General features: G+C 69.0%; 18 protein-coding genes, 1 tRNA gene and 2 rRNA genes (1 of these 21 running past the window's edge). 10 read left to right on the forward strand and 11 right to left on the reverse strand.

All coding sequences use genetic code 11. From position 1 onward, the window contains the following. Both RVX_RS00805 and rrf read left to right on the forward strand, forming a co-directional pair. A 23S ribosomal RNA gene (locus RVX_RS00805) occupies window positions 1–759 on the forward strand; it begins 2169 nt to the left of the window's first position. 103 nt (window positions 760–862) lie between these two features. Then, window positions 863–977: ribosomal RNA gene (gene rrf, locus RVX_RS00810) — 5S ribosomal RNA — on the forward strand. Window positions 978–1634: 657 nt separating this feature from the next. Here rrf and RVX_RS00815 read toward each other — a convergent pair. Then, window positions 1635–2171 carry a thermonuclease family protein gene (locus tag RVX_RS00815; protein ID WP_230404720.1) on the reverse strand — a complete coding sequence of 179 codons (537 nt, stop codon included), beginning with the start codon at window positions 2169–2171 and terminating at the stop codon, window positions 1635–1637. Between the two features lie 101 nt (window positions 2172–2272). After that, window positions 2273–2986 carry an arylesterase gene (locus tag RVX_RS00820; protein WP_420192393.1) on the reverse strand — a complete coding sequence of 238 codons (714 nt, stop codon included), beginning with the start codon at window positions 2984–2986 and terminating at the stop codon, window positions 2273–2275. Between RVX_RS00820 and RVX_RS00825 the strand changes: the two genes are divergently transcribed. The 3 genes from RVX_RS00825 (at window position 2961) to RVX_RS00835 (ending at window position 8091) form a co-directional block, all read left to right on the forward strand. Then, window positions 2961–3734 carry an ABC transporter ATP-binding protein gene (locus tag RVX_RS00825; RefSeq protein WP_230404719.1) on the forward strand — a complete coding sequence of 258 codons (774 nt, stop codon included), beginning with the start codon at window positions 2961–2963 and terminating at the stop codon, window positions 3732–3734. The two genes, RVX_RS00820 and RVX_RS00825, sit on opposite strands and share 26 nt — an antisense overlap. Further along, entirely contained in the window at window positions 3731–6436 is a 2706-nt protein-coding gene (locus RVX_RS00830; RefSeq protein ID WP_116307127.1) for an ABC transporter permease, read from the forward strand. The genes RVX_RS00825 and RVX_RS00830 overlap by 4 nt, the downstream gene beginning before the upstream one ends. 167 nt (window positions 6437–6603) lie before the next feature. Next, entirely contained in the window at window positions 6604–8091 is a 1488-nt protein-coding gene (locus RVX_RS00835; RefSeq protein WP_116307125.1) for a transporter substrate-binding domain-containing protein, read from the forward strand. 46 nt (window positions 8092–8137) lie between these two features. On the opposite strand, the gene RVX_RS00840 is transcribed toward RVX_RS00835, so the two are convergent. From RVX_RS00840 to RVX_RS00855, 4 genes are all read right to left on the reverse strand, one after another. Then, window positions 8138–8213: transfer RNA gene (locus RVX_RS00840), tRNA-Lys, on the reverse strand. Window positions 8214–8338: 125 nt separating this feature from the next. Beyond that, on the reverse strand, window positions 8339–9616 hold the full coding sequence (gene serS / locus RVX_RS00845) for a serine--tRNA ligase (protein WP_116307123.1): 1278 nt from the start codon (window positions 9614–9616) through the stop codon (window positions 8339–8341). A gap of 446 nt (window positions 9617–10062) precedes the next feature. Further along, window positions 10063–10482: a hypothetical protein gene (locus tag RVX_RS00850; protein WP_116307115.1), complete on the reverse strand. Its 420-nt coding sequence runs from the start codon at window positions 10480–10482 to the stop codon at window positions 10063–10065. Between the two features lie 627 nt (window positions 10483–11109). Further along, window positions 11110–11508, reverse strand: coding sequence for a PilZ domain-containing protein (locus RVX_RS00855; RefSeq protein WP_116307114.1), 399 nt, complete (start codon window positions 11506–11508; stop codon window positions 11110–11112). Between the two features lie 541 nt (window positions 11509–12049). On the opposite strand from RVX_RS00855, the gene RVX_RS00860 reads away from it, so the two are divergent. The 5 genes from RVX_RS00860 (at window position 12050) to RVX_RS00880 (ending at window position 15775) form a co-directional block, all read left to right on the forward strand. Continuing rightward, complete coding sequence (locus RVX_RS00860) at window positions 12050–12418, forward strand: NifB/NifX family molybdenum-iron cluster-binding protein (protein ID WP_007525736.1); 369 nt, start codon at window positions 12050–12052, stop codon at window positions 12416–12418. A gap of 61 nt (window positions 12419–12479) precedes the next feature. Further along, window positions 12480–12977 carry a YchJ family protein gene (locus tag RVX_RS00865; RefSeq protein WP_007525737.1) on the forward strand — a complete coding sequence of 166 codons (498 nt, stop codon included), beginning with the start codon at window positions 12480–12482 and terminating at the stop codon, window positions 12975–12977. 189 nt (window positions 12978–13166) lie between these two features. Then, the gene (locus RVX_RS00870; protein WP_116307113.1) at window positions 13167–14276 is read left to right on the forward strand and encodes a glycosyltransferase family 1 protein; all 1110 of its coding nucleotides are present in this window, start codon (window positions 13167–13169) and stop codon (window positions 14274–14276) included. Window positions 14277–14436: 160 nt separating this feature from the next. Further along, complete coding sequence (locus RVX_RS00875) at window positions 14437–15258, forward strand: TatD family hydrolase (protein WP_116307111.1); 822 nt, start codon at window positions 14437–14439, stop codon at window positions 15256–15258. 58 nt (window positions 15259–15316) lie between these two features. Then, entirely contained in the window at window positions 15317–15775 is a 459-nt protein-coding gene (locus RVX_RS00880; protein ID WP_230404718.1) for a DUF309 domain-containing protein, read from the forward strand. 105 nt (window positions 15776–15880) lie between these two features. On the opposite strand, the gene RVX_RS00885 is transcribed toward RVX_RS00880, so the two are convergent. The 5 genes from RVX_RS00885 to RVX_RS00905 form a co-directional block, all read right to left on the reverse strand. Then, window positions 15881–16723: an ArsA-related P-loop ATPase gene (locus RVX_RS00885; RefSeq protein ID WP_116307109.1), complete on the reverse strand. Its 843-nt coding sequence runs from the start codon at window positions 16721–16723 to the stop codon at window positions 15881–15883. Between the two features lie 500 nt (window positions 16724–17223). Continuing rightward, window positions 17224–19113, reverse strand: a complete 1890-nt coding sequence (cooS, locus tag RVX_RS00890; RefSeq protein WP_116307107.1) for an anaerobic carbon-monoxide dehydrogenase catalytic subunit — start codon at window positions 19111–19113, stop codon at window positions 17224–17226. A gap of 414 nt (window positions 19114–19527) precedes the next feature. After that, window positions 19528–20322 carry a Crp/Fnr family transcriptional regulator gene (locus RVX_RS00895; RefSeq protein ID WP_230404717.1) on the reverse strand — a complete coding sequence of 265 codons (795 nt, stop codon included), beginning with the start codon at window positions 20320–20322 and terminating at the stop codon, window positions 19528–19530. Window positions 20323–20577: 255 nt separating this feature from the next. Then, a complete protein-coding gene (gene mtnA / locus RVX_RS00900) occupies window positions 20578–21630 on the reverse strand; it encodes an S-methyl-5-thioribose-1-phosphate isomerase (RefSeq protein WP_116307105.1) in 1053 nt (350 codons plus the stop codon). Window positions 21631–21769: 139 nt separating this feature from the next. Next, the gene (locus RVX_RS00905; protein WP_116307103.1) at window positions 21770–22360 is read right to left on the reverse strand and encodes a cysteine hydrolase family protein; all 591 of its coding nucleotides are present in this window, start codon (window positions 22358–22360) and stop codon (window positions 21770–21772) included. Between the last annotated feature and the right edge of the window lie 140 nt (window positions 22361–22500).

Below are 22500 nucleotides of genomic sequence, written 5' to 3' on the forward strand. Positions count from 1 at the left end.
TACGCCAGTATGGGGGGAGCCATCCTTGAAATACCACCCTTGCAAGTCTAAGGCTCTAATCCATGCCCGTTACCCGGGATGGAGACAGTGTCTGGTGGGTAGTTTGACTGGGGCGGTCGCCTCCCAAACAATAACGGAGGCACGCAAAGGTTCCCTCAGCCTGATCGGAAACCAGGCGTCGAGTGCAAACGCATAAGGGAGCTTGACTGCAAGACAGACATGTCGAGCAGGGACGAAAGTCGGCGTTAGTGATCCGGTGGTTCCGCATGGAAGGGCCATCGCTCATTGGATAAAAGGTACGCCGGGGATAACAGGCTGATCGCGCCCAAGAGTTCATATCGACGGCGCGGTTTGGCACCTCGATGTCGGCTCATCACATCCTGGGGCTGAAGCAGGTCCCAAGGGTACGGCTGTTCGCCGTTTAAAGTGGTACGCGAGCTGGGTTTAAAACGTCGTGAGACAGTTTGGTCCCTATCTTCTGTGGGCGTAGGAGACTTGAGAGGGCCTGTCCCTAGTACGAGAGGACCGGGATGGACGCACCCCTGGTGGTCCTGTTGTCACGCCAGTGGCACAGCAGGGTAGCTATGTGCGGAAGGGATAACCGCTGAAAGCATCTAAGCGGGAAGCCTGCCTCAAGATAAGGTCTCCCTCTCTTCGGAGCTGAAGGGCCCGGGTAGACAACCCGGTTGATAGGCTGGAGGTATACATGCGGTGACGCATTCAGCTGACCAGTACTAATAGCCCGTGCGCCTTGTTTTCTTCTCTACACTTCCTTTCCACCCTGTTTGATTACATCTTTCGGTCCCGGCCGATGTGGCGGCGCTCAATAGCCAGCCTTGCCGGACGGTGACCAGAAATTTGTGCTGGTGTCCATGGAGGAGGGGGTACACCCGATCCCATTCCGAACTCGGAAGTTAAGCCCTCCATCGCCGATGATACTGCGTACTCTTGCGTGGGAAAGTAGGCCGATGCCAGCACTTATTTTCAAAAGGGATACGAAACCGCATCCCGACCCATCACGCAAAGGCCCCGGTGAGAAATCACCGGGGCCTTCGTGCGTTTGAGCCAGGGGGACGTGAAGAGGCCGGACTAAGAGGCCGGACGGGGGGGGACGGGGACGCGGGGATTGCTGGGCAGTAACGTCACAGCCTCTTCTTCGGCCTGCCTTATCCGCTATCAGGCCCTCTTGCCCCCGCGTTCAACCTGCGCCGAAATCCACGCGCTGCGCCTTCCATCCAAAAGGTTCGCGCAGCGCGTTCGCCTGTCGCCTGCCGATCTAGCCACCCGTTGCCAATCCGCCGTCCATGCCCCCCAAAATCCGTGAGCAGACGCACTCTGCCCGCGCCAGCCTATCGCGCCGAAGTTCGGCGCGACGTTGAAGCCAGCAACGTCAGATTGGCGAGGATAGGGGGAGGGAACTGGGGGGACGAGAATGCTGGCGAGAGAGGCCACAGGGTGATGGCGGAGTGCCTGCCTTTTACGCAGAGAGCCTCAACCATGTGCCTGCCGATGAACTTCAGCGATGCGCGCTTGATTTCTTACCGGTTCTTCCTGCGCCATTCCCACGGCGGGGTGGGGTTGCGGGTCTTCCACAGGCCGATGTTGGTCTCGCGCGCTTTCCCGGCGGCGAGGTATCAGGAAAGGCAGGGATAGGGCAGGCGGCAATATTCCCCATAGAACCACGCCTGCCCGGCGCGCAGCATGTCGCCGTTCACGTCGGCGGAGAGTTCGGCGGGCAGGGCGTCGCCGGTGGGGTTGGCGGCAGGGGCGTTGGAATCCGTCCGGCTGCCGGACGCGACGGGTGCATCGAGAGGTGCCCCGTTTGCCGCCCAGGGGAACGGCCTGGTGCGTACATGGGCCACCTCGCGGCCGTAGCCGTCGCGGTCGATGGTCACGAGATACACCGGGCGGTCCATGACCATGCGCAGCAGCGTGGCGCGGGCCTGTTCGCCCCCGCGTTGGTGCAGTTCCGGCGCGTCGATGCCGTACAGCCGCACGCGCACATCGTTGCCGTGCTGGTCGCGCACCACGATGGTGTCGCCGTCGGGCACGGAAATCACCCGTCCCTGCCAGGGCTCCACACCGGCCAGCGTCCACAGGACAAGCGCCAGCAACAGGCCCAACAGTGAACCCGGGCGGGCCAGCATGCGCCACGGGATGCGCCGCGCCATGCGGGGGCGTGAAGGGCCTCCGGCTCCTGGCCCTGGCAGTTGAGGGGGACGGGGCAGCCGGGGCAGTCGAAATGGAAAGGATGCGGGCACACGCATGCGGGTCAGTTTCCTGCCCGTAACGCGTCCAGTTCGCGCTCTACCATGGGCAGCATGCGCCCCACGATGACCTGCACCCCTTTGGCATTGGGGTGCATGCCGTCGGGCAGGTTCAGCGATCGGTCCAGCGCCACGCCATCAAGAAAGAACGGATACAGGGTCAGGCCGTATTGCTTCGCCAGTTCCGGGTACACCGCGTCGAAGCGGCGGGTATAGTCGGGGCCGAGGTTGCGGGGGGCCTGCATGCCCGCCAGCAGCACGCGCACGCCGCGCTGGCGGCAGGCCTCTATGATGCCCGCAAGGTTGCGGCGCAGGTCGTCCACCGGCAGGCCGCGCAGGGCGTCATTGGCGCCCAGTTCAAGGATCAGCAGGTCCGGCCTGTCATCCAGCGACCATTCCACGCGCGCGAGCCCCCCGGCGGAGGTGTCGCCCGAGACCCCGGCGTTGGTGACGCGCACCGCGCGCCCCCCTGCATGCAGCGCTGCACCCAGGGCCTCCGGAAAGGCCTCGCCCTGCCCCAGGCCGTACCCCGCCACCAGGCTGTCGCCCAGCACAAGGATATGGGGTATGGAGGAAGTGGAGCCGCCATCCGCGGCCCGTGCCGCAGGCACGGCCAGCGCCATCAGCGCGCACAGCGCCAGGGCCAGCCATCGCGCCGGGACAAGCGCCCGGCAACTACCCCAGCCGACAAGGGTGACTCGCGTGACATATCCGATCATTGTGCTCTCCGACATACATCTCAACCTAGTGGGCGGCTCCGGCCAGGTCAACATCCTGCGCGGCGTGAATCTTTCCGTGGACGCCGGGGAAACCGTGGCCATCGTGGGGCCGTCCGGCTCGGGCAAGACCACCACCCTGATGATCATGGCCGGTTTGGAGCGGCCCACCGGCGGCACGGTGCAGGTGGCCGGGCAGAACCTGAACGAGATGGACGAGGACGCCCTGGCTCGGTTTCGCCGCGCGCATCTGGGCATCGTGTTCCAGTCGTTCCATCTGGTGCCCACCATGACCGCGCTGGAAAACGCCGCCCTGCCGCTGGAATTTTCGCACGCCCGCGACGCGCGCGATCGGGCCATGGCCGCGCTGGCCGCCGTAGGGCTGGAAGCGCGCGCCCTGCACTACCCGGCGGAGCTTTCCGGCGGCGAACAGCAGCGCGTGGCGCTGGCGCGGGCGTTTGCCTCCGCGCCCAGGGTGATTCTGGCCGACGAGCCCACCGGCAACCTGGATACCGAGACCGGCCGCCGGGTGATCGAACATCTGTTCCGCCTGCGCGAGGAGCACGCCACCACGCTGGTGCTCATCACCCACGACCGGGGGCTGGCCGCCGAGTGCGGACGGCAGGTGCGCATGGAGGATGGGCGGCTGTACGGGGCCGCCATGCCTGGCGCTGCCGTCGCCTCCGGCACGCCCGACACGCCTGCGGCGTCCGTCATGCCGGGCACGCCCGGCGATTCGGGGCGCGCATGATGCCCCTGCGCGATCTTGGCTTGGCCTTCCGGCTGGCCCTGCGCGAACTGCGGTCGGGCCAGCGGCGGCTGACGGTCTTTCTGGGGTGCATGTTCCTGGGGGTGTTCGCCATCGCCGCCGTGGGCTCGGTATCCGAGGCGGTGCGGTCGGGCCTTGCGCGTGATGCGCGCGCCCTGCTGGGCGGCGATGCGTCCGTGGAATTCGCCACGCAGCAGCCCTCGGCAGAGGAACTGGCGTGGCTGACCGCGCGCGGCACGGTGAGCCGGGTGGTTTCGCTGCGCGGCATGGCCCGCGCGGCTACCCCGGCGGGGGACGACACGGCCATGGTCGCCCTGAAGGGCGTGGACGCGGCCTACCCCCTGTACGGCGCGGTGACCCTGGACCCGCCCCTGGCGCTGGCCGAGGCCCTGCGCGACGGTCCGGTGGCTGGCGGCCCGGCAGGCGATGGCCCAGCAGGTGCTGGCCAGCCCGGCGACGTCCCTTCCCTGCCCGGCGTTGTGGTGGACCCGCTGTTGCTGGAGCGCTTTGGCGTGCGCGTGGGCGACGTGCTTACCGTGGGCGCGCAGCGCTTCCGCATCGCCGCCGCCCTGCTGGGCGAACCGGACCGGGTGGTGCAGGGCATTACCTACGGGCCGCGCGTGCTCATGTCGTTGCAGGGGCTGGACCGCACCGGCCTGCTGGTGCCCGGCACCCTGCTGCAAAGCGGCGCGCGGGTGCGCCTGCCCGGCCCGGACGGGGACGTTCCCGCCGCTGCCACCGCCCCGGCCGCAGATTCCGCCGCATCACCAGCCACTTCTCCTTCCCCCGCGCCTGTCCCCACGCCTGTCCGTCCGGCCGACGAGGCCACGGTGACGGCCTTCGTGGAGCAGGCGCGCACCGCCTTTCCCGATGCCGGGTGGCGGGTGGAGTCATACAGCCGTGCCGTGCCGCGCATCCGCAACCTGCTGGACAGGGTGGACACCGACCTCATGCTCATCGGCATCGCCGCATTGCTAGTGGGCGGGCTTGGCATTGCAGAGGCGGTGCGCGGGTACCTTGCCAGCCGCATGGCCTCCATCGCCACGCTCAAATGCGTGGGTGGCGGGGTGGCCACGGTGCTGTGGACCTATCTTTTCCAGATCCTGCTCATCGGCGGCGCGGGCATTGCGGCCGGTTGCGCGCTGGGCGCGGCCGTGCCGCCCCTGGCCGCCGGGCTGACCGGGCAGCTCATTCCCGTGCAGTTGGATGCGTCCATCCACGCCGCGCCCCTGCTGCGCGCGGCCCTGCTGGGGCTGGCCATCCTGCTGGCCTTTTCGCTGCGGCCGCTGCTGCTGGCCGGTGCGGTGCGCCCGGCCACCCTGTTCCGGGGGTACGTGGCGGGCGGCAACGATGGCCTGACCCCGGCGGGCCGGGTGCTGGTGGGGCTGGGCTTCGCCGTGCTGGCCGGGCTGGTGTGGCTGTTTACGCCCGACGCGCGGCTGGCCTTCGGTTTCATGGCCGGGTGCGCGGGATGCTTCGCGGTGTTCCGCGTGGTGGCCTGGGGCCTGCGGGCCGGGGCGCGCCGCGCCCCGGTTGCGGGCAACCCCAGCGTACGATTGGGGCTGGCCTCCATCCACCGGCCGGGCGCGCCCACGGTGAACATGGTCTTCGCCCTGGGGTTGGGGCTCACCGCGCTGGTGGGCATTGCCCAGGTCGAGCGCAACCTCAGCGCGTCCCTGGCCCGCGACCTGTCGCGCGACGCCCCGGCGTTCTTCTTCATCAACGTGTTGCCCGCCCAGGTGGCGGAATTCGAGGAACTGGCCCTCGCCCCCGGCGTTACCCGCATGGAACGCGGCCCCATGGTGCGCGGGCGCATCGTGCGCATCAAGGGCGTGCCGGTACAGGAGGTGGCCGTGGCTCCCGAAGCCCAGTGGGCCGTGCGCGGCGACCGTGGCCTGAGCCATGCCGCCACGCCTCCGCCGGACACGGAACTGACGGCGGGCGCGTGGTGGCCGCCCGACTACAGCGGGCCGCCCATCATGTCCCTGTCCGACGACCTGGCGCGCGGTTTCGGCGTGACCGTGGGCGACAGCCTGACATTCAACATTCTGGGGCGCGAGGTGACGGCCACCATCGCCAACGTGCGCAAGGTGGACTGGATGACCTTCCAGTTGCAGTTCGCCGTGCTGTTCGCGCCCGGCCTGCTGGACCGCGCCCCGGCCACGTGGGTGGTCACCGCCTACGGCACCGGCGCGGGCATGGACGGGCTGTACCGCACGGTGACGGCGGCGCACCCCAACGTCACGGCCATCAGCATGCGTGAGATACTGGGCGAGGTGCGCGTGCTCATGGAGCGCATGGGCGTGATGTTCCAGGCCATGGCCGGGGTGATGCTGGCCACGGGGCTGATGGTGGTGGCCGGGGCCATTCTGGCCGACCGGCAGCGGCGCATCTACGATGCGGTGATCTACAAGGTGTGCGGGGCCACCCGGCGCGACATACTGCTGGCGCTGGTCACGGAATTTCTGACCACGGGGCTGGTCACCGGGCTGTTCAGCGCGGGCACGGGCACTCTGGCCGCATGGGCCGCCGTGCGTGGTCTGCTGAAGCTGCCCTTTGCCGTGTACCCCGGCGTGGTGGCGGGCACGGTGGCCGCCTGCGTGGCCTTTGCGCTGGTGTTCGGTCTGGCGGGAACGGCGCGCGCCCTTAAGGAGAAGCCAGCGCCGTATTTGAGGAATGAGTAGACGGGGACGGCAGGGGGCACGAAAGCATGCGTGAGCAAGCGAAAGCGAGGGCCATGCGGTGGTTGCGGGAGAAGCGCGGAGGATGGCTGCGCGCCGGTGGCGCGGTCTTGCTCCGGGCGTGCCTGGTGCTGGTGCTTGCGGCGTGCCTGCCTGCGACAGGCATTGCCATGCAGCCCGCGCATCAGGATTACGCGGAAAGCATCCGCGACGACGCCATAGAAACGGCCGTACAGCGTGCCGGTGACGCGGCGTGGGGAGACCTGGCCGAAATCAGGCGCACGGGGGTGCTGCGGGTGCTGGTGGCCTACGCCAAGGGCGACTTCTTCATCGCCGATGGCGAGGCGCGCGGCGTGGAGGCGGACCTTGCACGCGCCTTCGCGGCATGGCTCGGCCGCAAGCGGGACCGGCATACGCCACCGGTGCGGGCCATCTTCATTCCCGTGCCCTTCGAACGGCTGCTGGACGAACTGGAGGCCGGGCGGGGCGACATCGCCGCCGCCGGGCTGACCGTCACACCGTCGCGCGCGGCGCGGGTTCCCTTCGGCACGCCCTACGTGCGCAACGTGGACGAGGTGGTGGTGGGGCGCAAGGGCGGCCCGGCCCCGGCTGGTCTTGCGGGGCTTTCGGGGCGCGTCGTGAACGCCATGGCGGGGTCCAGCCAGGAGGAGCACCTGCGCGCGCTGGACGCCCGGCTGCGGGCAGAGGGCAAGCCCGGCATCACCATAACCCTGCCGCCGGAAGGGCTGGGCAAGGAAAACCTGTTCGCCATGCTCAATGCCGGGGCCATAGACCTGATGGCGGCCGACCGGCATCGGGCCGAGCTGTGGGCGGCCGTGCTGCCCAATCTCCGCATCCTGAACGGGGTGGTGCTGCGCTCCGGAAACAACATCGCATGGGCGGTAAGGCCGGGCTGCCCGGAACTGCTGGCCGCCGTGAATGGCTACTTCGCGGCGTCCGGCAAGGCCGCGCTGGCCCGCGCATCGCAGTTGCTCGCCGAGTATTTCCGCAACCCGGAGTGGCGGGTGAACCCGCTCGGCAGCAGGTTCAAGAACCGCGTGGACGCCCTGTGGCCGCATTTCAGCCTGTATGCGGACCAGTACGGATACGACCCGCTGCTGCTGGTGGCGCAGGGCTTTCGCGAATCACGGTTGCGGCAGTCCGCCCGCAGCCCGCGGGGCGCAGTGGGCATCATGCAGGTGCTGCCCGAAACGGCGGCGGAACTGGGCGTGCCGGATGTGGCCACCAGCGTCGGGGCGAACATCCGGGCCGGGGTGCTGTACATGCACACCCTTCGCGAGGGATACTTCAGCGATGCGGACATCCGCGAGCCGGACAGGACGCTGTTTGCCCTTGCCGCCTACAACATGGGGCCGAACAGGCTGGCGCGGGTGCGTGAAAAGGCCGCCGCCATGGGGCTGGATCCCAACCGCTGGTACGGCAACGTGGAGTTCGCCGCATTGCGCTACGTGGGGCAGGAGCCGGTGCGCTACGTGGCCCTCATCTCGTCGTACTACCTGACCTACAAGGGGGCGGCACGCCAGGTGCTGAAACGGCGGGCCGTGGCGAACCGCCCCGTGCTGCCGGAGTCGCTGACGCCAATCCCGTCTGAAGTCTCCGGGGGCGAGGCGCGGCAGGCGGAGCCTGCCGGTCCGTGAACGCAAAACGGGCAGCCATGCGTGTGCATGACTGCCCGGTCTTGCCTGGTGGGTCGTGCGGGTCTCGAACCTGCGACTCTCTGCTTAAAAGGCAGATACTCTACCGACTGAGTTAACGACCCGAAAGGGAGAGGTCCTATACGACCAGTGACGGCCTTGTGTCAAGGTTGCCGCGCCGTCCCGCCGTGCGCCGCGTGGCGCGGCCGGGCAAGGAATGGGCTCCGCACCGTCGTACCGGTCGCCTCGGCTATTCCGCCGCCACCCGTTCCATGCCGCCCATGTACGGGCGCAGCACATCGGGGATGACGATGCTGCCGTCTTCCTGCTGGTAGTTTTCGATGACGGCCACCAGGGCGCGGCCCACGGCCAGGCCCGAGCCGTTCAGGGTGTGCGCGAACTCGGGCTTGCCGCCGCCCGCCGGGCGAAAGCGGATGCCCGCGCGGCGCGCCTGGAAGTCGCCGCAGTTGGAGCACGACGATATCTCGCGGTAGGTGTTCTGGCCGGGCAGCCAGACCTCGATGTCGTAGGTCTTGGCCGCCGAGAAGCCCATGTCGCCCGTGCACAGGGTGATCACCCGGTAGGGCAGGCCCAGGCGCTGCAACAGCACCTCGGCGTGGCCGCGCATTTTTTCCAGTTCGTCGAACGAACGTTCCGGATGGGCGAAGCGCACCATCTCCACCTTGGTGAACTGATGCTGGCGGATCAGGCCGCGCGTGTCCTTGCCGTAGCTGCCCGCCTCGGAGCGGAAGCACGGGGTCATGGCCGCGTAGCCCATGGGCAGCTGCGCCTCATCCAGCATTTCGTCCGCGTGCAGGTTGGTCAGCGGCACCTCGGCCGTGGGAATAAGAAAGTAGTCCCAACCTTCGAGCTTGAACAGGTCTTCCTCGAACTTGGGCAACTGGCCGGTGCCGGTCATGGTCTTGCGGTTGACCATGAACGGCGGGATGATTTCCACGTAGCCGTGCTCGGTCACGTGCGTATCCAGAAAGAAGTTGGCCAGGGCGCGTTCCAGCCGGGCCGCCCAGGTGCGGTACACGGCAAAGCGGCTGCCCGCCAGCTTGCCCGCCCGCTCGAAGTCCAGCCCACCAAGGGCGGCGCCGAGTTCCCAGTGTTCCTTGGGGGTAAAGGAGAAGGCGCGGGGGGTGCCCCAGCGCAGCACCTCGGGGTTGTCGGCCTCGCTGCGGCCAAAGGGCACCGAGGCATCGGGAATATTGGGCACAGCCAGCAGCCAGTCGTTGACGGCGGCCTTCACTTCCTCGGTTTCGCGGTCCAGGTCCTTGATGCGGTCGGACAGCCCGGACAGGCGCTCCAGCAACGGGGCGGCGTCTTCGCCCGCGCGCTTCATGCGGGCCACCTCGCCCGAGGCCTTGTTGCGTTCGCCCTTCAGGGTTTCCACCTCGGCCAGCAGGGCGCGGCGGCGTTCGTCCAGAGCGGTGAATTCGGCCATGTCGAGCGACGAGCCCCGGTCGGCCAGGGCCTTGGCCACCACTTCGGGGCTGCGTTGCAGCAGCTTGAGATCGAGCATGCGGGGGTACTCCTTGTGGAAAAAAGACGCCGGAGAATACCCGCATCGCGCGAGGGGCGTCAACTCGCGCGACCTTGAAACGGGGAGACAGGAGGCAGCGAGGCAGGGAGAAGGGGGACGCGGGGGAACGGCGCGGCCTGGGCCGGACGCGCCGCGAGACGGCCGGGCGACTGGTGGGACTGCGGGGGGCTGCGGTCGGTCGTGCGGGAGTGGAGGCCGGGTATGTGCGGGGCGTCGGTGCGGTCGATGCGTGCCGGTGGAAACCGGGGGGCGCGGGCAAGTTGTGCGGCAGGCCGGAGGCAGGGCGGCCGGTGGATGGAAAGAGCGGGAGCGTGCGGCTCCTTCCGGAGCAACTCCTTCCGTGCAATTTCTTCCGGGCCAACCCGACGGAGGGCGGCGAGGCCCTGCCGTCAGGCTGTCCCCGCGCGGGCGGGGGCGGACGCCGATCAGTTGTCGGACATCACCTCGGGCGCGGCGCGCATCTGTTCGGGATGCAGTTCGCGCAGGAAGTCGATGAGCGTGGGGTAGTCCTCGTCGTAGACCATCTCGTCGCTGTCGTCGCGCGCGTAGAAACCGGCCCAGGCGGGCCCGCGCAGCGAGGAGGGCAGGCCTTCGCGCGATTCGTCGGTAAGCCACACCACCACGTTCGCGCCCTTGCGGACCAGCGCACGGGTGAAGGCGGGCACGCCGCGCGGTGTCAGCGCGATGACGTAGCCGAGCGCCAGCAGGATGCGGTGGGCACGGGTGCGGGTATCCTGGATGCGGCCGATCTTCTTCAGCCGGTTGCGGAACAGGGCCGCCTCGCTGTCCTTGCGAGGCTGGATGTCCTGCCGCGTCACGGGAATGCTGGAATGACGGGCGGGCATTGGTGAACCTCCATTGAGTGCGTATCGGGCCCGGACGGTTCCGGGCGCTGTTTGATTGAACAGCCTAGATGGTTGCGCTGTCAACCATTATCTTCACTATGGGAGTTGAGATGGGCCATGTCAATGGTGAGAGTGACAACTCAATCGGTCGCGGCAGGGGTAGAATTTTTTGAATCTCGCTGTCGCTGCAGCCAACCCGCTGGCTGGGTGCTCGCCCAATACATTGTGAAATAAGGAATTATCAGCAAGTCCGGCGTTGGCCTCTCGCGCGGCGCAGGATTGCGCGGGGGGGAGAAGGGGGGGCGAAAAAAATGTCTGAGCGAACAGTTTATATGTTGTCGCATTGCCAGGGTACAATATTTTTTACGGCAAGAACTGCCGCCGTCACGGCAGGGGCTGACTTGATATACGATAAAATCGCTAATTTACTGTTAAAATGAAGAGCACCGCCCGGTGGGGCGGTGCTCTTCACTGTTGGCACGCGGGTTGCTATGTCCCCTGTACCTTCCTTTCTTTTGCAGACAGCTTTTCCTCCAGAACGGCTTGCGGGCGGTCCGCAAGCCGTTCTGCATTGTGGCGTCCGGCGGTGCCGACGCTACCCCGCCAACGCCCGGCGCGGCCGCGAATTCAGCGCGCCACGGCCTTGTTGACCATGTTGGCCACGGCCCGCGCGGCGTCCTCGTCCACGTCCACGTACTTCAGCCCCAGCAGGTAGCCCCCGCCGGAAAGATCAACCCTGGTCACCTCGGCGATGGCCTGCAGGTACTGGTCGGCGTCGTTCTCGTACACCTTGAAGAACCCCGGCGAATACTTGTTCAGCGTGGGGATGTGCACGCGCACCTGCAGCTTGGCGCCAGGGTCGAACCTGCGCGGGCTCAGCACGCTGAGGCCGCCTGCGCTGATGTCGTGGCACTGCGTCTCGAACCGCGCCTGGTTGGAGGGGGGAAACCGTATCTCGCTGGCCTCGACGGGAAAGGGCTTGGGAAGCCGGGAATGCCTGCGCCGTTCGCTGTTGGTGTCTGTCATGGTCCCGAAGTCTCCTTGCGGGGGTGGAAATGAGGCCGTCGGGCGCGGCTCCTGCCGCGTCCGTCCTGTGCGGGACGCGGTGCGCCGTCTGGCGATGCTCCTACGGGCCTCCGGCCCGAGCCATGGAGCAAGGGTATCACACGCTGGGGTGCCGCGCCACCCCATGCCGTCAATACGCGGCCCGGGAGCATGAACGGCGACAAGGGCGCGCGCCGCATGCCCGCCGGAAGGCGTGCGATCGTGGGCATGGGCACGTGCGAGACCGCACGAGGCGGGCGGAACGGGACGGGAAGCCCCCTGGCGGGCATGCCGCCCGTCAGCCGCCGCGCTGTTCGTCGCACGACCCTTTGCCGTTCACCATCTGTCCCGTTTTGCACCCGCCCGTGCCGGGTTTCGGCCAGCGAGGTGCGTCCATTCGGCCGCCCGTCCGCGCGTGTGCCATGCGCGCGCACCCGCGTTTCCACAAGTAAGTGGTCATTGACTTTCCGGGGCAAAGGATTATCAGGTGCGGAACGCACACCCGTTACGGAGGATATCCCACATGCTCAAGATTGCCCTGCCCTCGCGAGACGGCATCATTGACGAACATTTCGGCCACTGCGAGTATTATACCCTGCTGACGGTGGACGAGACCCGCAACATTGTGAAAGAAGAGCGCCTGACGCCGCCCCCCGGCTGCGGGTGCAAGTCGAACATCGTGCCCATTCTGGTGGACCTTGGCGTCAGCGTTCTGGTGGGTGGCAACATGGGCGAAGGCGCCGTGATGACGCTGCGCCGCCACGGCATCGACGTGGTGCGCGGCGCGTCCGGCCCGGTGCAGGACGCCGCCCGGAGCTGGCTGGACGGCCGCCTGGCCGACCGGCAGGAATTGTGCACTTCCCACGGCCATCACGGCTGCGGTAACCATTAGCGGAACGCCGACGGGCTTCGCGGGGCGAAGCGTCGGGCGGCGGGCCGAAGGATCGACCCTCATGTCCGAGACCACGCTTTGCCCCTGCGGCTCCGGCCTTGCGCTGGACGCCTGCTGCGGCCCCTACGTGCGCGGCGAAAAGCCCGTGCCCACGGCGGAAGCGCTGATGCGCTCGCGCTATTCCGCCCATTGCCTGCACGCCTTCGACTATCTGGACACCTCCACCCACCCGGCCATGCGCGAGGACGTCAGCGTGGACGAGATGCGCGCCTGGTCCGAGGCCGTGGAGTGGAAGGGCCTGGAAGTCCTTTCTGTGAAGGGCGGCCAGCCCGGCGACGAGACCGGCGAAGTCTCGTTCGTGGCCCACTACGTGCTGGGCGGCGTGCCGCAGGAACTGCGCGAAGACAGCTTTTTCCGGTGCGAGGACGGCGTGTGGTACTACGCCGACGGCCTGGTGCACGGGCAGGAGCCCTTCCGCCGCGAGGCCCCCAAGGTGGGCCGCAACGAGCCCTGCCCCTGCGGCAGCGGCAAGAAGTTCAAGAAGTGCTGCGCCAAGTAGGCTGACAGCCCGCCGATTTCGAGCGCCGGGGATGGAGGGAGTGCCTTCCGTCCCCGGCGTTTGCGTTGCGGCGCGGCGGATGCCGCCGCCCGCCCCCCCTGTCCGTCCGTCGTCCGTCCGTCGTCAGGCCGCCCTCTTGCCCTCCGCCCCGGTATCTGCTTTGCTGCCCGCAATCACGGAGCATCGCCCATGCGCACCTTCCTCTTCATTCCGCCCCTGCCCCGCATGACCGGGGGCCTTGCCGTGCTGTACCGCATGGCCGTGCATCTGCACGCTGCGGGCTACCCGGTGTTTCTCGTTCCGCGCGAAGGGGGCGCGCCCGGGCTCGACCCGGCCAATCCCCCCGCGCCGGTCATGGGCTGGGACGAGGCGGTCGCCGCCGTGACCCCGCGCGACGTATGGCTTGCGCCGGAGGGCTGGGTCAACGCGTTGGCCCCCGGCCTGCGCGCGGGCGCGCGCTGCGTGGTGTACGTGCAGAACTGGGCGTACCTGCTGTCCGCGCTGCCGCCCGGCGTGGCCTGGCCGCAGTTGGACGTGTCGTTTCTGGCTGTGTCCGAGCCGGTGGCCTGGTACACCCGCCAGGTGACCGGGCGCGAGGCCCCGGTGCTGCGCCCCGGCATCGACCCTGGCTTGTTTCATCCGGCGTGGGCTGACGGTGGGGATGAGGACGGCGCATCCGCCGCCCCCGCGCAAGGGCCGGTGCGCATTGCCTGGATGCCGCGCAAGAACCGCGCGCTGGCCCAGCAGGTGCGCGAGATGTTGTCCGCCCGGCTGGCCCTTGCCGCATCGCGCGGCGAACGGGCCATCGAGGTGGAGTGGCGCGAGATTCACGGCCGCACCCATGCCGAGGTGGCGGAACTGCTGCGCGCCTCGCAGGTGTTCCTGGCCACGGGTTTTCCGGAAGGATGCCCGCTGCCCCCGCTGGAGGCATTGGCCAGCGGCTGTCTGCTGGTGGGGTTTGCCGGATTCGGCGGGTGGGACTACATGCGCCAGGCCCTGCCCGGCGGGGTGACCCCGTGGTGGCCGACGCCCGCAGGCAGCACTGGCCCAGACGGCCCAGACGGTGCGGACCTGCCCCCCAACGGGTACATTGCCGCCGACGCCGACGTGGTGGCCGCCGGATTGGCCCTGGAACGGGCCGTGCGCCTCGCGGCCACGGGCGGGCCGGAACTGGCCGCGCTGCGCCGGGCTGGCCTGGTCACGGCGCGGGCCTATTCGCTGGACCGCCAGCGCGAGACGGTGCTGGCGCTGTGGGCGCGGGTCGCCAGGGGCGAGCTGTTTCCTGCCGCCCGCACCTAGCAGAAGCTTTCGCCAGGCCCGCCGCGAGCGCCTGCCCACTGGACAGGCTGCCCGGCAGGGTGCATCTATCCCGTGCATCCCATGAACATTTCGTGACGCCCCGCGCCGCCTGCCCGAAAGCGGCGCAGCCGCGTGCGTCATCAGATAAGGAATCCGCAGCATGTCCAAGAAGAAACCGGAACGTCCCGCGCCCGAAAGCCTGGGGCTGCCCGCCACCGGCGTGGAATCGCACGCCCATCTCGACGGCAGCGAGTTCGACGCCGACCGCGAGGCCGTGCTGGACCGCGCCCGCGCCGCCGGGGTGGCGCAATTCGGCAACGTGTTCCTGGGGCCGGAACGATGGGCGGCCAACCGTCACCTGTTCGCGCACCGGCCCGAGGTGTTCTTTCTGCTCGGCATTCATCCGTGCGAGGCGCAGGCCTGCGACGATGCCGCCCTGGCCGCCATGCGCGCGGCCTTTGCGCAGGACAACCGCCTGCGCGCCGTGGGCGAGATCGGCCTGGACTTCTACTGGGACGACTGCCCCCCCGACGTGCAGCGCGCGGCCTTCCGCGCCCAGTTGGCCATGGCCCGCGAGGTGGGGCGGCCGGTGGTCATCCATTCGCGCGACGCCTTCGACGACACCCTGCGGGTGCTGGAGGATGAAGGCTTTTCCGGCTATCCGCTGCTGTGGCACTGCTTTGGCGGCGACGCGGCCCAGGCCGCGCGCATCGTGGCGCACGGCTGGCACGTCTCGCTGCCCGGCCCGGTCAGCTACCCGGCCAACGAAGCCCTGCGCGAGGCCGCCCGCAGCCTGCCGCTGGACCGGCTGCTGCTGGAAACGGACTGCCCGTACCTGTCGCCCGTGCCCTATCGGGGCAAGCGCAACGAGCCCGCCTACATGGTGTTCACCGCGCAGGCCGTGGCGCAGGCGCGGGGCATGGATGTGGCCGAACTGTGGACGGCGGCGGGGGACAACGCCCGGCGGTTCTTCGGCCTGTAGCTGTTTGCCGCATCCGTTGCCGGGGGCGGCGCTGGCGCATCGTCGCCAAGGAGGCTTCATGCCTGACGACAGGACGCGAAACGGCGAAGAGTCCGCACCGCCGGAGCGTGGCGGGAACGGTCGTACCCCCGACAGTCGCTCCCCTGACGAAATCCGCCGTTTCCACAGGGCGCTGGCCCTGTTCGCGGCCGGGGCATGGTTCACCTGCCACGAGGTGCTGGAACACCTGTGGCTGGACGAAACCCGGCCCGAGCGCGACGTGTACAAGGGCATCCTGCAAATCGCCGTGGGCCTGCTGCACGAGGAAAACGGCAACCGCACCGGGGCGCTGCGCCTGCTGGAACGCGGGGCCCGGCACCTGGCCCCGTTCCTGCCGGTGACGTTCGGCGTGGATCTGGCGGCACTGCGGGACGAGGCGTTACGCCTGCGCGCGGTGCTGGCCGCATTGCCACCCGGCCAGCGGCTGGACGCGGGGCGGTGGAAGACGCTGTTGCCGCGCGTGCGCCAGACGGGTTGAGCGACGGAAAAGAAGACGCCGGACACGCGAGTGCCCGGCGTCGGTTATTTTCAAAAGGGGAGTAACGCGATGTCGCGTTCAGTGCCGTGCTTCTCCACGGTGCGTTCAGGCCGTGGCCCCCGCCGTATGCCCGAACCCTTCCAGCAATCGCCCGATGAACCGGTCCACCAGCGCGTGCTCCGGCAGGCCGGTGACGCAGGCATCGTCCAGCATGCGCGCGGCAAGGCCGGGCAAGGCGGGCACGCCCACCCGCGCGGCGGGCAGCCCGGCCAATTCCGGGCTGTCAGGCAGCTTGGGCAATTGGGGAAGGTACTCGTCTTCAGCGCAGGCCACGCACGGCCCGGCCAGCCGGTTCAGGGCCAGCACCTGCCGGTGCAGGCCAAGGCCGTGCGCCAGCCGGGCGATGTCCGCCGCCGTTTCCAGGCTGCGCAGCCCCGGTTCGCTGACCACCGCCAGACCGTCCACTGCCGCCACGGTGCCCCGGCCAAGGTGTTCCACCCCGGCCTCCAGATCCACCAGCACCCATTCGCGCCGGTCGTGCACCAGATGGGCCAGCAAGGCCTTCAGCAGGGCGTTGGCCTCGCACGCGCAGCCGCCCCCGGCCCCGGCCACCGAGCCCATGACCAGCAGCCGCTTGCGCCCCGGCGCGACGCCGGGCGTCGGGCTTCCCCCAAGGGGAACGTCCACCGCCAGCGCCTCGGGCAGGTCGCCCACCTCGGGCGTCAGGCTGATCATGCCCGTGCCGATGCGCTGCATGATCAGGTCGTGCCGCTCCACCAGCGGCACCGGCAGCCCGTCGCGGGCCAGGCCGGAGGCCCTTCCTAATGACAGGGCCGTGTCCGCATCGATCATCCATACATCGTGCCCGTGCCGGGCCAGATAATCCGCCGTCCAGGCCGCCAGCGTGGTCTTGCCCGCGCCGCCCTTGCCCGCGAATGCCAGTTTCATGCGTGTCTCCTGCGTGGCGCCGCGTTGGAGCAGAGAGAACCGGGGGCGGGGAAGGGACCCTTTCGGGAAAGGGTCTCCTTCCCCGCCCCCGGACCCCCACCCCATCCCCCCAAAGCTTTCGAAAGGGGGGTGGCGCGTCCGGATAGTACGAAGATGCCCCGTCAGCGTGTTCCGTGTTTGCCCGCGTGGCCCGGTCAGGGCCGGAGCGCCGGTGCAGGGCCGGAGCAGCACTGTCTGCCCCGGCCCTTCCCGGTGCGGGAAGGCGCGGCCACGGGCCGGTGACCGCGCCGCCGGGTGATGCGCAAGGCGCGCTCCGGGATGGTGCCCGATGGTCCGGACGCTCGCCTGTATGTCCTACGCGATGCGTGATTTCAAATTAGGATTTTCGTTCGTTGGCAAGGAAAACGCGCCTGCCATGAGGGAGTATACTCTTCTCGTATTCGACCGACATGGCAGGCGAAGTTTGACGTAGCCAACGGGCGAAAAGACAATTTGAGCGCTTACGCCGAAAGGCCCAGCTTCTTGCGCCGCTCCACGATGTGCGCTTCCAGCAGGTCCGCCGCCTTCACCGGGTCCGCTTCCACCATGAATGCCGCGCCCACCAGCCCGTTCAGGCCGTCCACGGCCATGCCGGTCACCACCTCGCTGCCCAGGATGTTGGGCGGCAGGCCGAGGTGGGTGGGAATGCCGCTGGCCACGGCGTACAGGCCGATGGCCGCCGCCTTTTCCGAATACCACTCCGGCGACGACGCCCCCACGGGCAGGTCGCTGATGTCCACGCCCAGTTCGTCGGCCAGCAGACCGCACAGTTGCAGGATGCGCGAGTTGTCCACGCAGCTGCCCATGTGCAGCACCGGCGGCACGCCCAGCGCCTTGCACACGGCGGCAAGGCCCGGCCCGGCCATGTCGGCGGCATCGGGCATCAGCAGCCCGGCCTTGCCCGCCGCCGTGGTCACGCAGCCGGTGGCCAGCACCATGATGTCGCGGCGGATGAGTTCCCTGGCCAGTCCCACGTTGCCCGAGTCCTGCTTGATCTTGGGGTTGTTGCACCCCACGATGCCCACGAACCCGCGAATCCGCCCAGCCTTCACGGCGTCCAGCAGCGGGGCCGGGGTGCCGCCCAGCGCGGCCAGGATGGCCTCGTTGGAGAAACCCGTGGTGATGGGCACCGGCTGCACGGGAATGCTCACCCGCGCCGGGTCGCGCCTCGTGAACGCCTCTATGGCCAGCAGCACGATGTCGCGGCACTTTTCCTGCGCGTTGTGGGGGGGCACCTCGATGTGCGTGGCCCCGGTGAACCGCCCCTTGGGCGAGGTGGTCACGAAGCGGGTGTGGTAGCAGGCGGCGATGCGCACGAGGCTGGGCATGATGCACTGGTAGTCGGCCACGATGGCGTCGGCCGCGCCGGTGACGATGGCCAGTTCCGTCATCAGGTGGTTGCCCGCCATGGGAATGCCCTGGCGCATCAGCAGCTCGTTGCCGGTACAGCACAGCCCGGCCACGTTGACCGTGGCGGCCCCGGCGTTGCGGGCGGCCTGCTGCACGGCGGGTTCGCGCGCGGCGGCCAGGATCATTTCCGACACCACGGGGTTGTGGCCGTGCACCAGGATGTTCACGGCGTCTTCGCGCAGCACGCCAAGGTTCACGGTGGACTGGCGGGGCATGGGCGTGCCGAACAGGATGTCCGAAAGCTCCGTGCCGATCATGGACCCGCCCCAGCCGTCGGCCAGCGCGGTGCGCGCGGCGTGGGTCAGCAGGCTGGCCGGATCGTTGTCGCAGCCCATGTGGGTGCGGTGCATCATCTCGGCGATTTCGCGGTCCACCCCGCGCGGGGTCATGCCCAGGCGTTCCCACAGTTCGCGGCGGGCCTTGGGCGCGCGCTTCAGAAAGGCCAGTTCGGTGCGGCGGCTGCCGAAGTCGGCGTAGCAGACCTCGACCAGATCGCGGGCCACGTCCAGGGTGGGGCGGGTGTCCGCGTCGGCCACGCCCAGTTCATCGGCGATGCGGCGCAGCTTGGCCTCGTCGCGGATGGTGTAGCCGGGGGCATGGCCTTCCACCACGGCTTCCAGGGTTTCGATGAGGTCGCGGCCATGGTCGGAGTGCCCCGCTGCCCCGCCCGCGATGAACCGGCCGAAGTTGCGGGCCACGATGACGTCGGCGTCGGCCCCGCACACGCCGAAGCGCATCTTGCCGTCCTTGCGGTTGGCGATGCGGCAGGGCCCCATGACGCAGTTGCGGCAGGTGGTGCCCAGTTCGCAGAATTTGCAGTGGGGCGTCTGTTCTCGCGCGCGGTCCCAGGCGGTGTCGATGCCTTCGGCCTCTGCCTTGCGCAGCATCTGCCGCGCGTCGTCCCACAGGGTTTTTTCGGAGGTGGGAATTCGGGGGTTCATGTTGCCCTCCCTGGGCTTGGGCCCCGCACGGGCCCGCTGCGGTTGCACCACGTCCGCTGCCGTTTCCCGCGACGCGTGCGGACGCATCCGCCGCCCCCGCACGTCCTCTCTTGCGCGCGGGCGACACTGTATGGCGCAAACGTAGCGCGGCAGCGCGGTGACGTATGTCGGCTGGCCGACAGAAGGCGCGAAGGTGCGGAAAAAGTGGGTGGGCGGGGCAAACGCAGGCGTTTGCGCAGGGATGGAGAAGGAAGGTCCGCAGGGCGGGCGCTTCCTTCGCAAGGGAACGGGGAGAGAGGGGCGGCACGCGACAGGAGGAAGCGGGCGGCGCGTGACGGATTGGGGGCGGGCGAAGGCTGGCTGGGTCTGGCAGGGCGGGGCGGACGGGATATGCCCGAATCGGCAGGCGCAGTGCTACGCGCTGGCCAGTTCGCGCAGGCGGTCCATGTCGCGCACGCGGTAGACCCCGCGCCCCACCCGTTTGAGGATGCCGGAGCGGATCATGTCGTTGAGCAGGGTGGAGACGGTCTGGCGGGTGGCCCCCACCATGCCGGCCAGCTGTTCCGTGGTCAGGTCCAGCCGGATGATCTGGCCGCTGCCGGGCTGCACCGATGGGGATGGCATGGCGTGCCGCCTGGCGGCGGCGGTGGAAGGCACATCCTGCGGGCCTTCCGCGTCCGCCGTATCGGGGGCGTCGGGTGTCGCTTCCGCGTCGGCGGCCCCGGCAGGCCCGGCGGGGGCAATCCGTTCCGCCAGTTCCGCCTGCTCCAGCAGCAGGGAGGCCAGGCGGGTGTTGCTGTCGCGGAACACCAGCCCCTCGATGAGGAAGAAGGTGGAGCGCAGCATCTGCCCCAGCACCCGCACCATGATGGCCGAAACCTCTGGCAGGTCGGTCATGCGGCGGCGAAAGACGCGGGTGTCGGCCAGCAGCACCTCGCCGTCGGCCAGGGCCTGCACGTGCGCCCCGGTGTGGCTGCTGTAGATGTCGCCCCGTTGCAGGATGGCCAGGGTGAACTCCTTGCCCCCGTAGGAAAGGTACACCCGGAACCGGCCAGACTTCACCACCAGCACCAGGTCCTCCTGCTCGTCGGGCCAGAAGATGCCCTGCCCGCGCGTGACCCGGCGCGCGGCGAACATCTCGCGCAGGGGCGCGCACTCGGAGCGTTCCAGCGCTTCCAGCAGGTCGACGTCGGAAAGTTTCATCATCATTGCGGGGCTCCTGGCGTTCCGGCGCGGCGATGGGGCGATGGCGGTGGAGGCAGATGCGGAACGTACGTGGCAGCATGGCACGGCCGCCAGCCCGGAGCAACGCATCACCTGCGCGGCGTGGATGCGTGCGCGCGCGGGCCGTCCGTGCGGGGCAAAACCGCGCATCCCCGTGCCCTCGCCACGCGGCGACGGCACGGGGATGCGAAAAAAGCGCGGCGGGAACAGGTTGTCGTCTGCACCGTCCGGGGGCGTCCGCTATTCCAGCCCCGCCTTGCGAAATGCCTCGGCTATGCTCTCGGTGTATGGGGCGCGCAGCACGCCCACCTCGGTGACGATGCCCGCGATGAGCGCGGCGGGGGTCACGTCGAAGGCGAAATTGTACACCGGCACCCCGTCGGGGGTGATCTGGGTGTCGCCCACGTGGGTGACCTCGCGCGGGGTGCGGTCCTCGATGGGAATGTGGTCGCCGTCGGGGGTGTTCCTGTCGATGGTGGACAGCGGCGCGGCCACGTAGAACGGCACGCCGTGTTCGCGGGCCAGCAGGGCCACGGAATAAGTGCCGATCTTGTTGGCGGCGTCGCCGTTGGCGGCAATGCGGTCGGCCCCCACCACCACCTTCTGCACCATGCCCTTGCGCATCAGGTGGCCGCATGCGTTGTCGCAGGCCACGGTGACGGGGATGTTGTCCTCGTGCAGTTCATACGCGGTCAGCCGCGCGCCCTGCAGGAAGGGGCGCGTCTCGTTGGCGATGACCGAAATCTTCTTGCCCGCGTCCACGGCCCCGCGAATGACCCCCAGCGCCGTGCCGTATCCGGCGGTGGCCAGCGCGCCCGCGTTGCAGTGGGTCATCACCGTGTCGCCCTCGTCGATCAGCGCCGCGCCGTGGCGGCCCATGGCGCGGTTTATCTCGATGTCGTCGCGGTGGATGCGCCGCGCCTCCGATTCCCACAGCGAGATCAGCGTGGCGAAGGGCGCATGCCCGGCGGTCTTCCATACCTTGCGCATGCGGTCCACGGCCCAGCGCAGGTTCACGGCCGTGGGCCGCGCCCCGGCGATGCGCTCCAGCAGGCCGTCCAGCACCGGGTGCCAGTGGTCGCCCGCCTCGGCGGCCTCGTATGCGGCCAGCACGCAGCCCCACGCGGCGGTCACGCCGATGGCCGGGGCTCCGCGCACCACCATCACTTGCAAGGCGGTGACGATGTCTTCCGTGGTCCGGCACACGAAATCCTCCTGCCGGGTGGGCAGCAGACGCTGGTCGAGCAGGATGAGGGCGCGCTGGGCGGCGTCGTAGCGGATATGGTGTTCCATGGGGGCCTCCGTGGAATGGGAACGTGGTGTGGGACGGGCGAGACGGGCACGGGGGATGTGCGGCAAAACCATCCCCGCCGGATGTACCGTCACAGGCTCGGCTCGGCAAGAGGCCGGTCCATTCCGGGTGGCGGCAGGGCTACACGGCCAGGTCGGCCGCGTCGGTCACCTCGGCGAACACCCCGTGCAGCGCGGCCAGAAAGGTGGCGCGCACCGTGTCCGCATCCACCGTCCGTCCGCCGTAGGACAGCGGCGGCGAGGCCGTGGCGTCGCCCGCCACCCGGCAGCGGAAACCCAGGTCGAAGGCGGCGCGCACCGTGGTGTCGATGCACATGTGGGTCATCATGCCCACCACGATGATGTCGGTGGCCCCAAGGTCGCGCAGGTGTTGCAGCAGCGTCGTGTCGCGGAACGAGTTGGGGAAGTTCTTGGTCAGCACGGCCTCGCCGGGCAGGGGGGCCGCCAGCGGGTGGATGTCCGCCCCTTCCGTGCCGGGCAGGAAAAAGGTGGAGCCGGGGCGGATGCTTTCGTGCCGCACATGGATGACCGGCATGGACGCCGCGCGGCAGCGGGCCAGCAAGTCGGCGGCGCGGCGGCCCGCGTTTTCGGCATCGGGCAGTGCCATGCGCCCGCCGGGAAAGTAGTCGCGCTGGATGTCCACGAGAACAAGTGCGGTGACGGGGGCAGCGGCCGTGGCTGAAGCGGGGGCGGTTGCGGCAGAAGACGACATGGCGGCTCCATGAAGTTGTTCGGGTTGCGTTGGGGATTCCGGTGCGGATGGGACGCACGAATGGGATGCACGGACGGACGTGCCGGGTGTGCGCGCCCATATATTGATAGCATTCCCCGGCCAGGCAGGCGAGGGCAGGC

The organism is Nitratidesulfovibrio sp. HK-II (assembly GCF_003402415.2).
GTDB lineage: Bacteria > Desulfobacterota > Desulfovibrionia > Desulfovibrionales > Desulfovibrionaceae > Cupidesulfovibrio.

Bases quoted from the DNA above. Each gene is read 5' to 3' on its own strand.
- RVX_RS00815 (WP_230404720.1), bottom strand. From the start codon at position 2,171: ATGGCGCGGCGCATCCCGTGGCGCATGCTGGCCCGCCCGGGTTCACTG.
- RVX_RS00820 (WP_420192393.1), bottom strand. From the start codon at position 2,986: ATGATCGGATATGTCACGCGAGTCACCCTTGTCGGCTGGGGTAGTTGC.
- RVX_RS00830 (WP_116307127.1), top strand. From the start codon at position 3,731: ATGATGCCCCTGCGCGATCTTGGCTTGGCCTTCCGGCTGGCCCTGCGC.
- RVX_RS00835 (WP_116307125.1), top strand. From the start codon at position 6,604: ATGCAGCCCGCGCATCAGGATTACGCGGAAAGCATCCGCGACGACGCC.
- serS (WP_116307123.1), bottom strand. From the start codon at position 9,616: ATGCTCGATCTCAAGCTGCTGCAACGCAGCCCCGAAGTGGTGGCCAAG.
- RVX_RS00850 (WP_116307115.1), bottom strand. From the start codon at position 10,482: ATGCCCGCCCGTCATTCCAGCATTCCCGTGACGCGGCAGGACATCCAG.
- RVX_RS00855 (WP_116307114.1), bottom strand. From the start codon at position 11,508: ATGACAGACACCAACAGCGAACGGCGCAGGCATTCCCGGCTTCCCAAG.
- RVX_RS00860 (WP_007525736.1), top strand. From the start codon at position 12,050: ATGCTCAAGATTGCCCTGCCCTCGCGAGACGGCATCATTGACGAACAT.
- RVX_RS00865 (WP_007525737.1), top strand. From the start codon at position 12,480: ATGTCCGAGACCACGCTTTGCCCCTGCGGCTCCGGCCTTGCGCTGGAC.
- RVX_RS00870 (WP_116307113.1), top strand. From the start codon at position 13,167: ATGCGCACCTTCCTCTTCATTCCGCCCCTGCCCCGCATGACCGGGGGC.
- RVX_RS00875 (WP_116307111.1), top strand. From the start codon at position 14,437: ATGTCCAAGAAGAAACCGGAACGTCCCGCGCCCGAAAGCCTGGGGCTG.
- RVX_RS00880 (WP_230404718.1), top strand. From the start codon at position 15,317: ATGCCTGACGACAGGACGCGAAACGGCGAAGAGTCCGCACCGCCGGAG.
- RVX_RS00885 (WP_116307109.1), bottom strand. From the start codon at position 16,723: ATGAAACTGGCATTCGCGGGCAAGGGCGGCGCGGGCAAGACCACGCTG.
- cooS (WP_116307107.1), bottom strand. From the start codon at position 19,113: ATGAACCCCCGAATTCCCACCTCCGAAAAAACCCTGTGGGACGACGCG.
- RVX_RS00895 (WP_230404717.1), bottom strand. From the start codon at position 20,322: ATGATGATGAAACTTTCCGACGTCGACCTGCTGGAAGCGCTGGAACGC.
- mtnA (WP_116307105.1), bottom strand. From the start codon at position 21,630: ATGGAACACCATATCCGCTACGACGCCGCCCAGCGCGCCCTCATCCTG.
- RVX_RS00905 (WP_116307103.1), bottom strand. From the start codon at position 22,360: ATGTCGTCTTCTGCCGCAACCGCCCCCGCTTCAGCCACGGCCGCTGCC.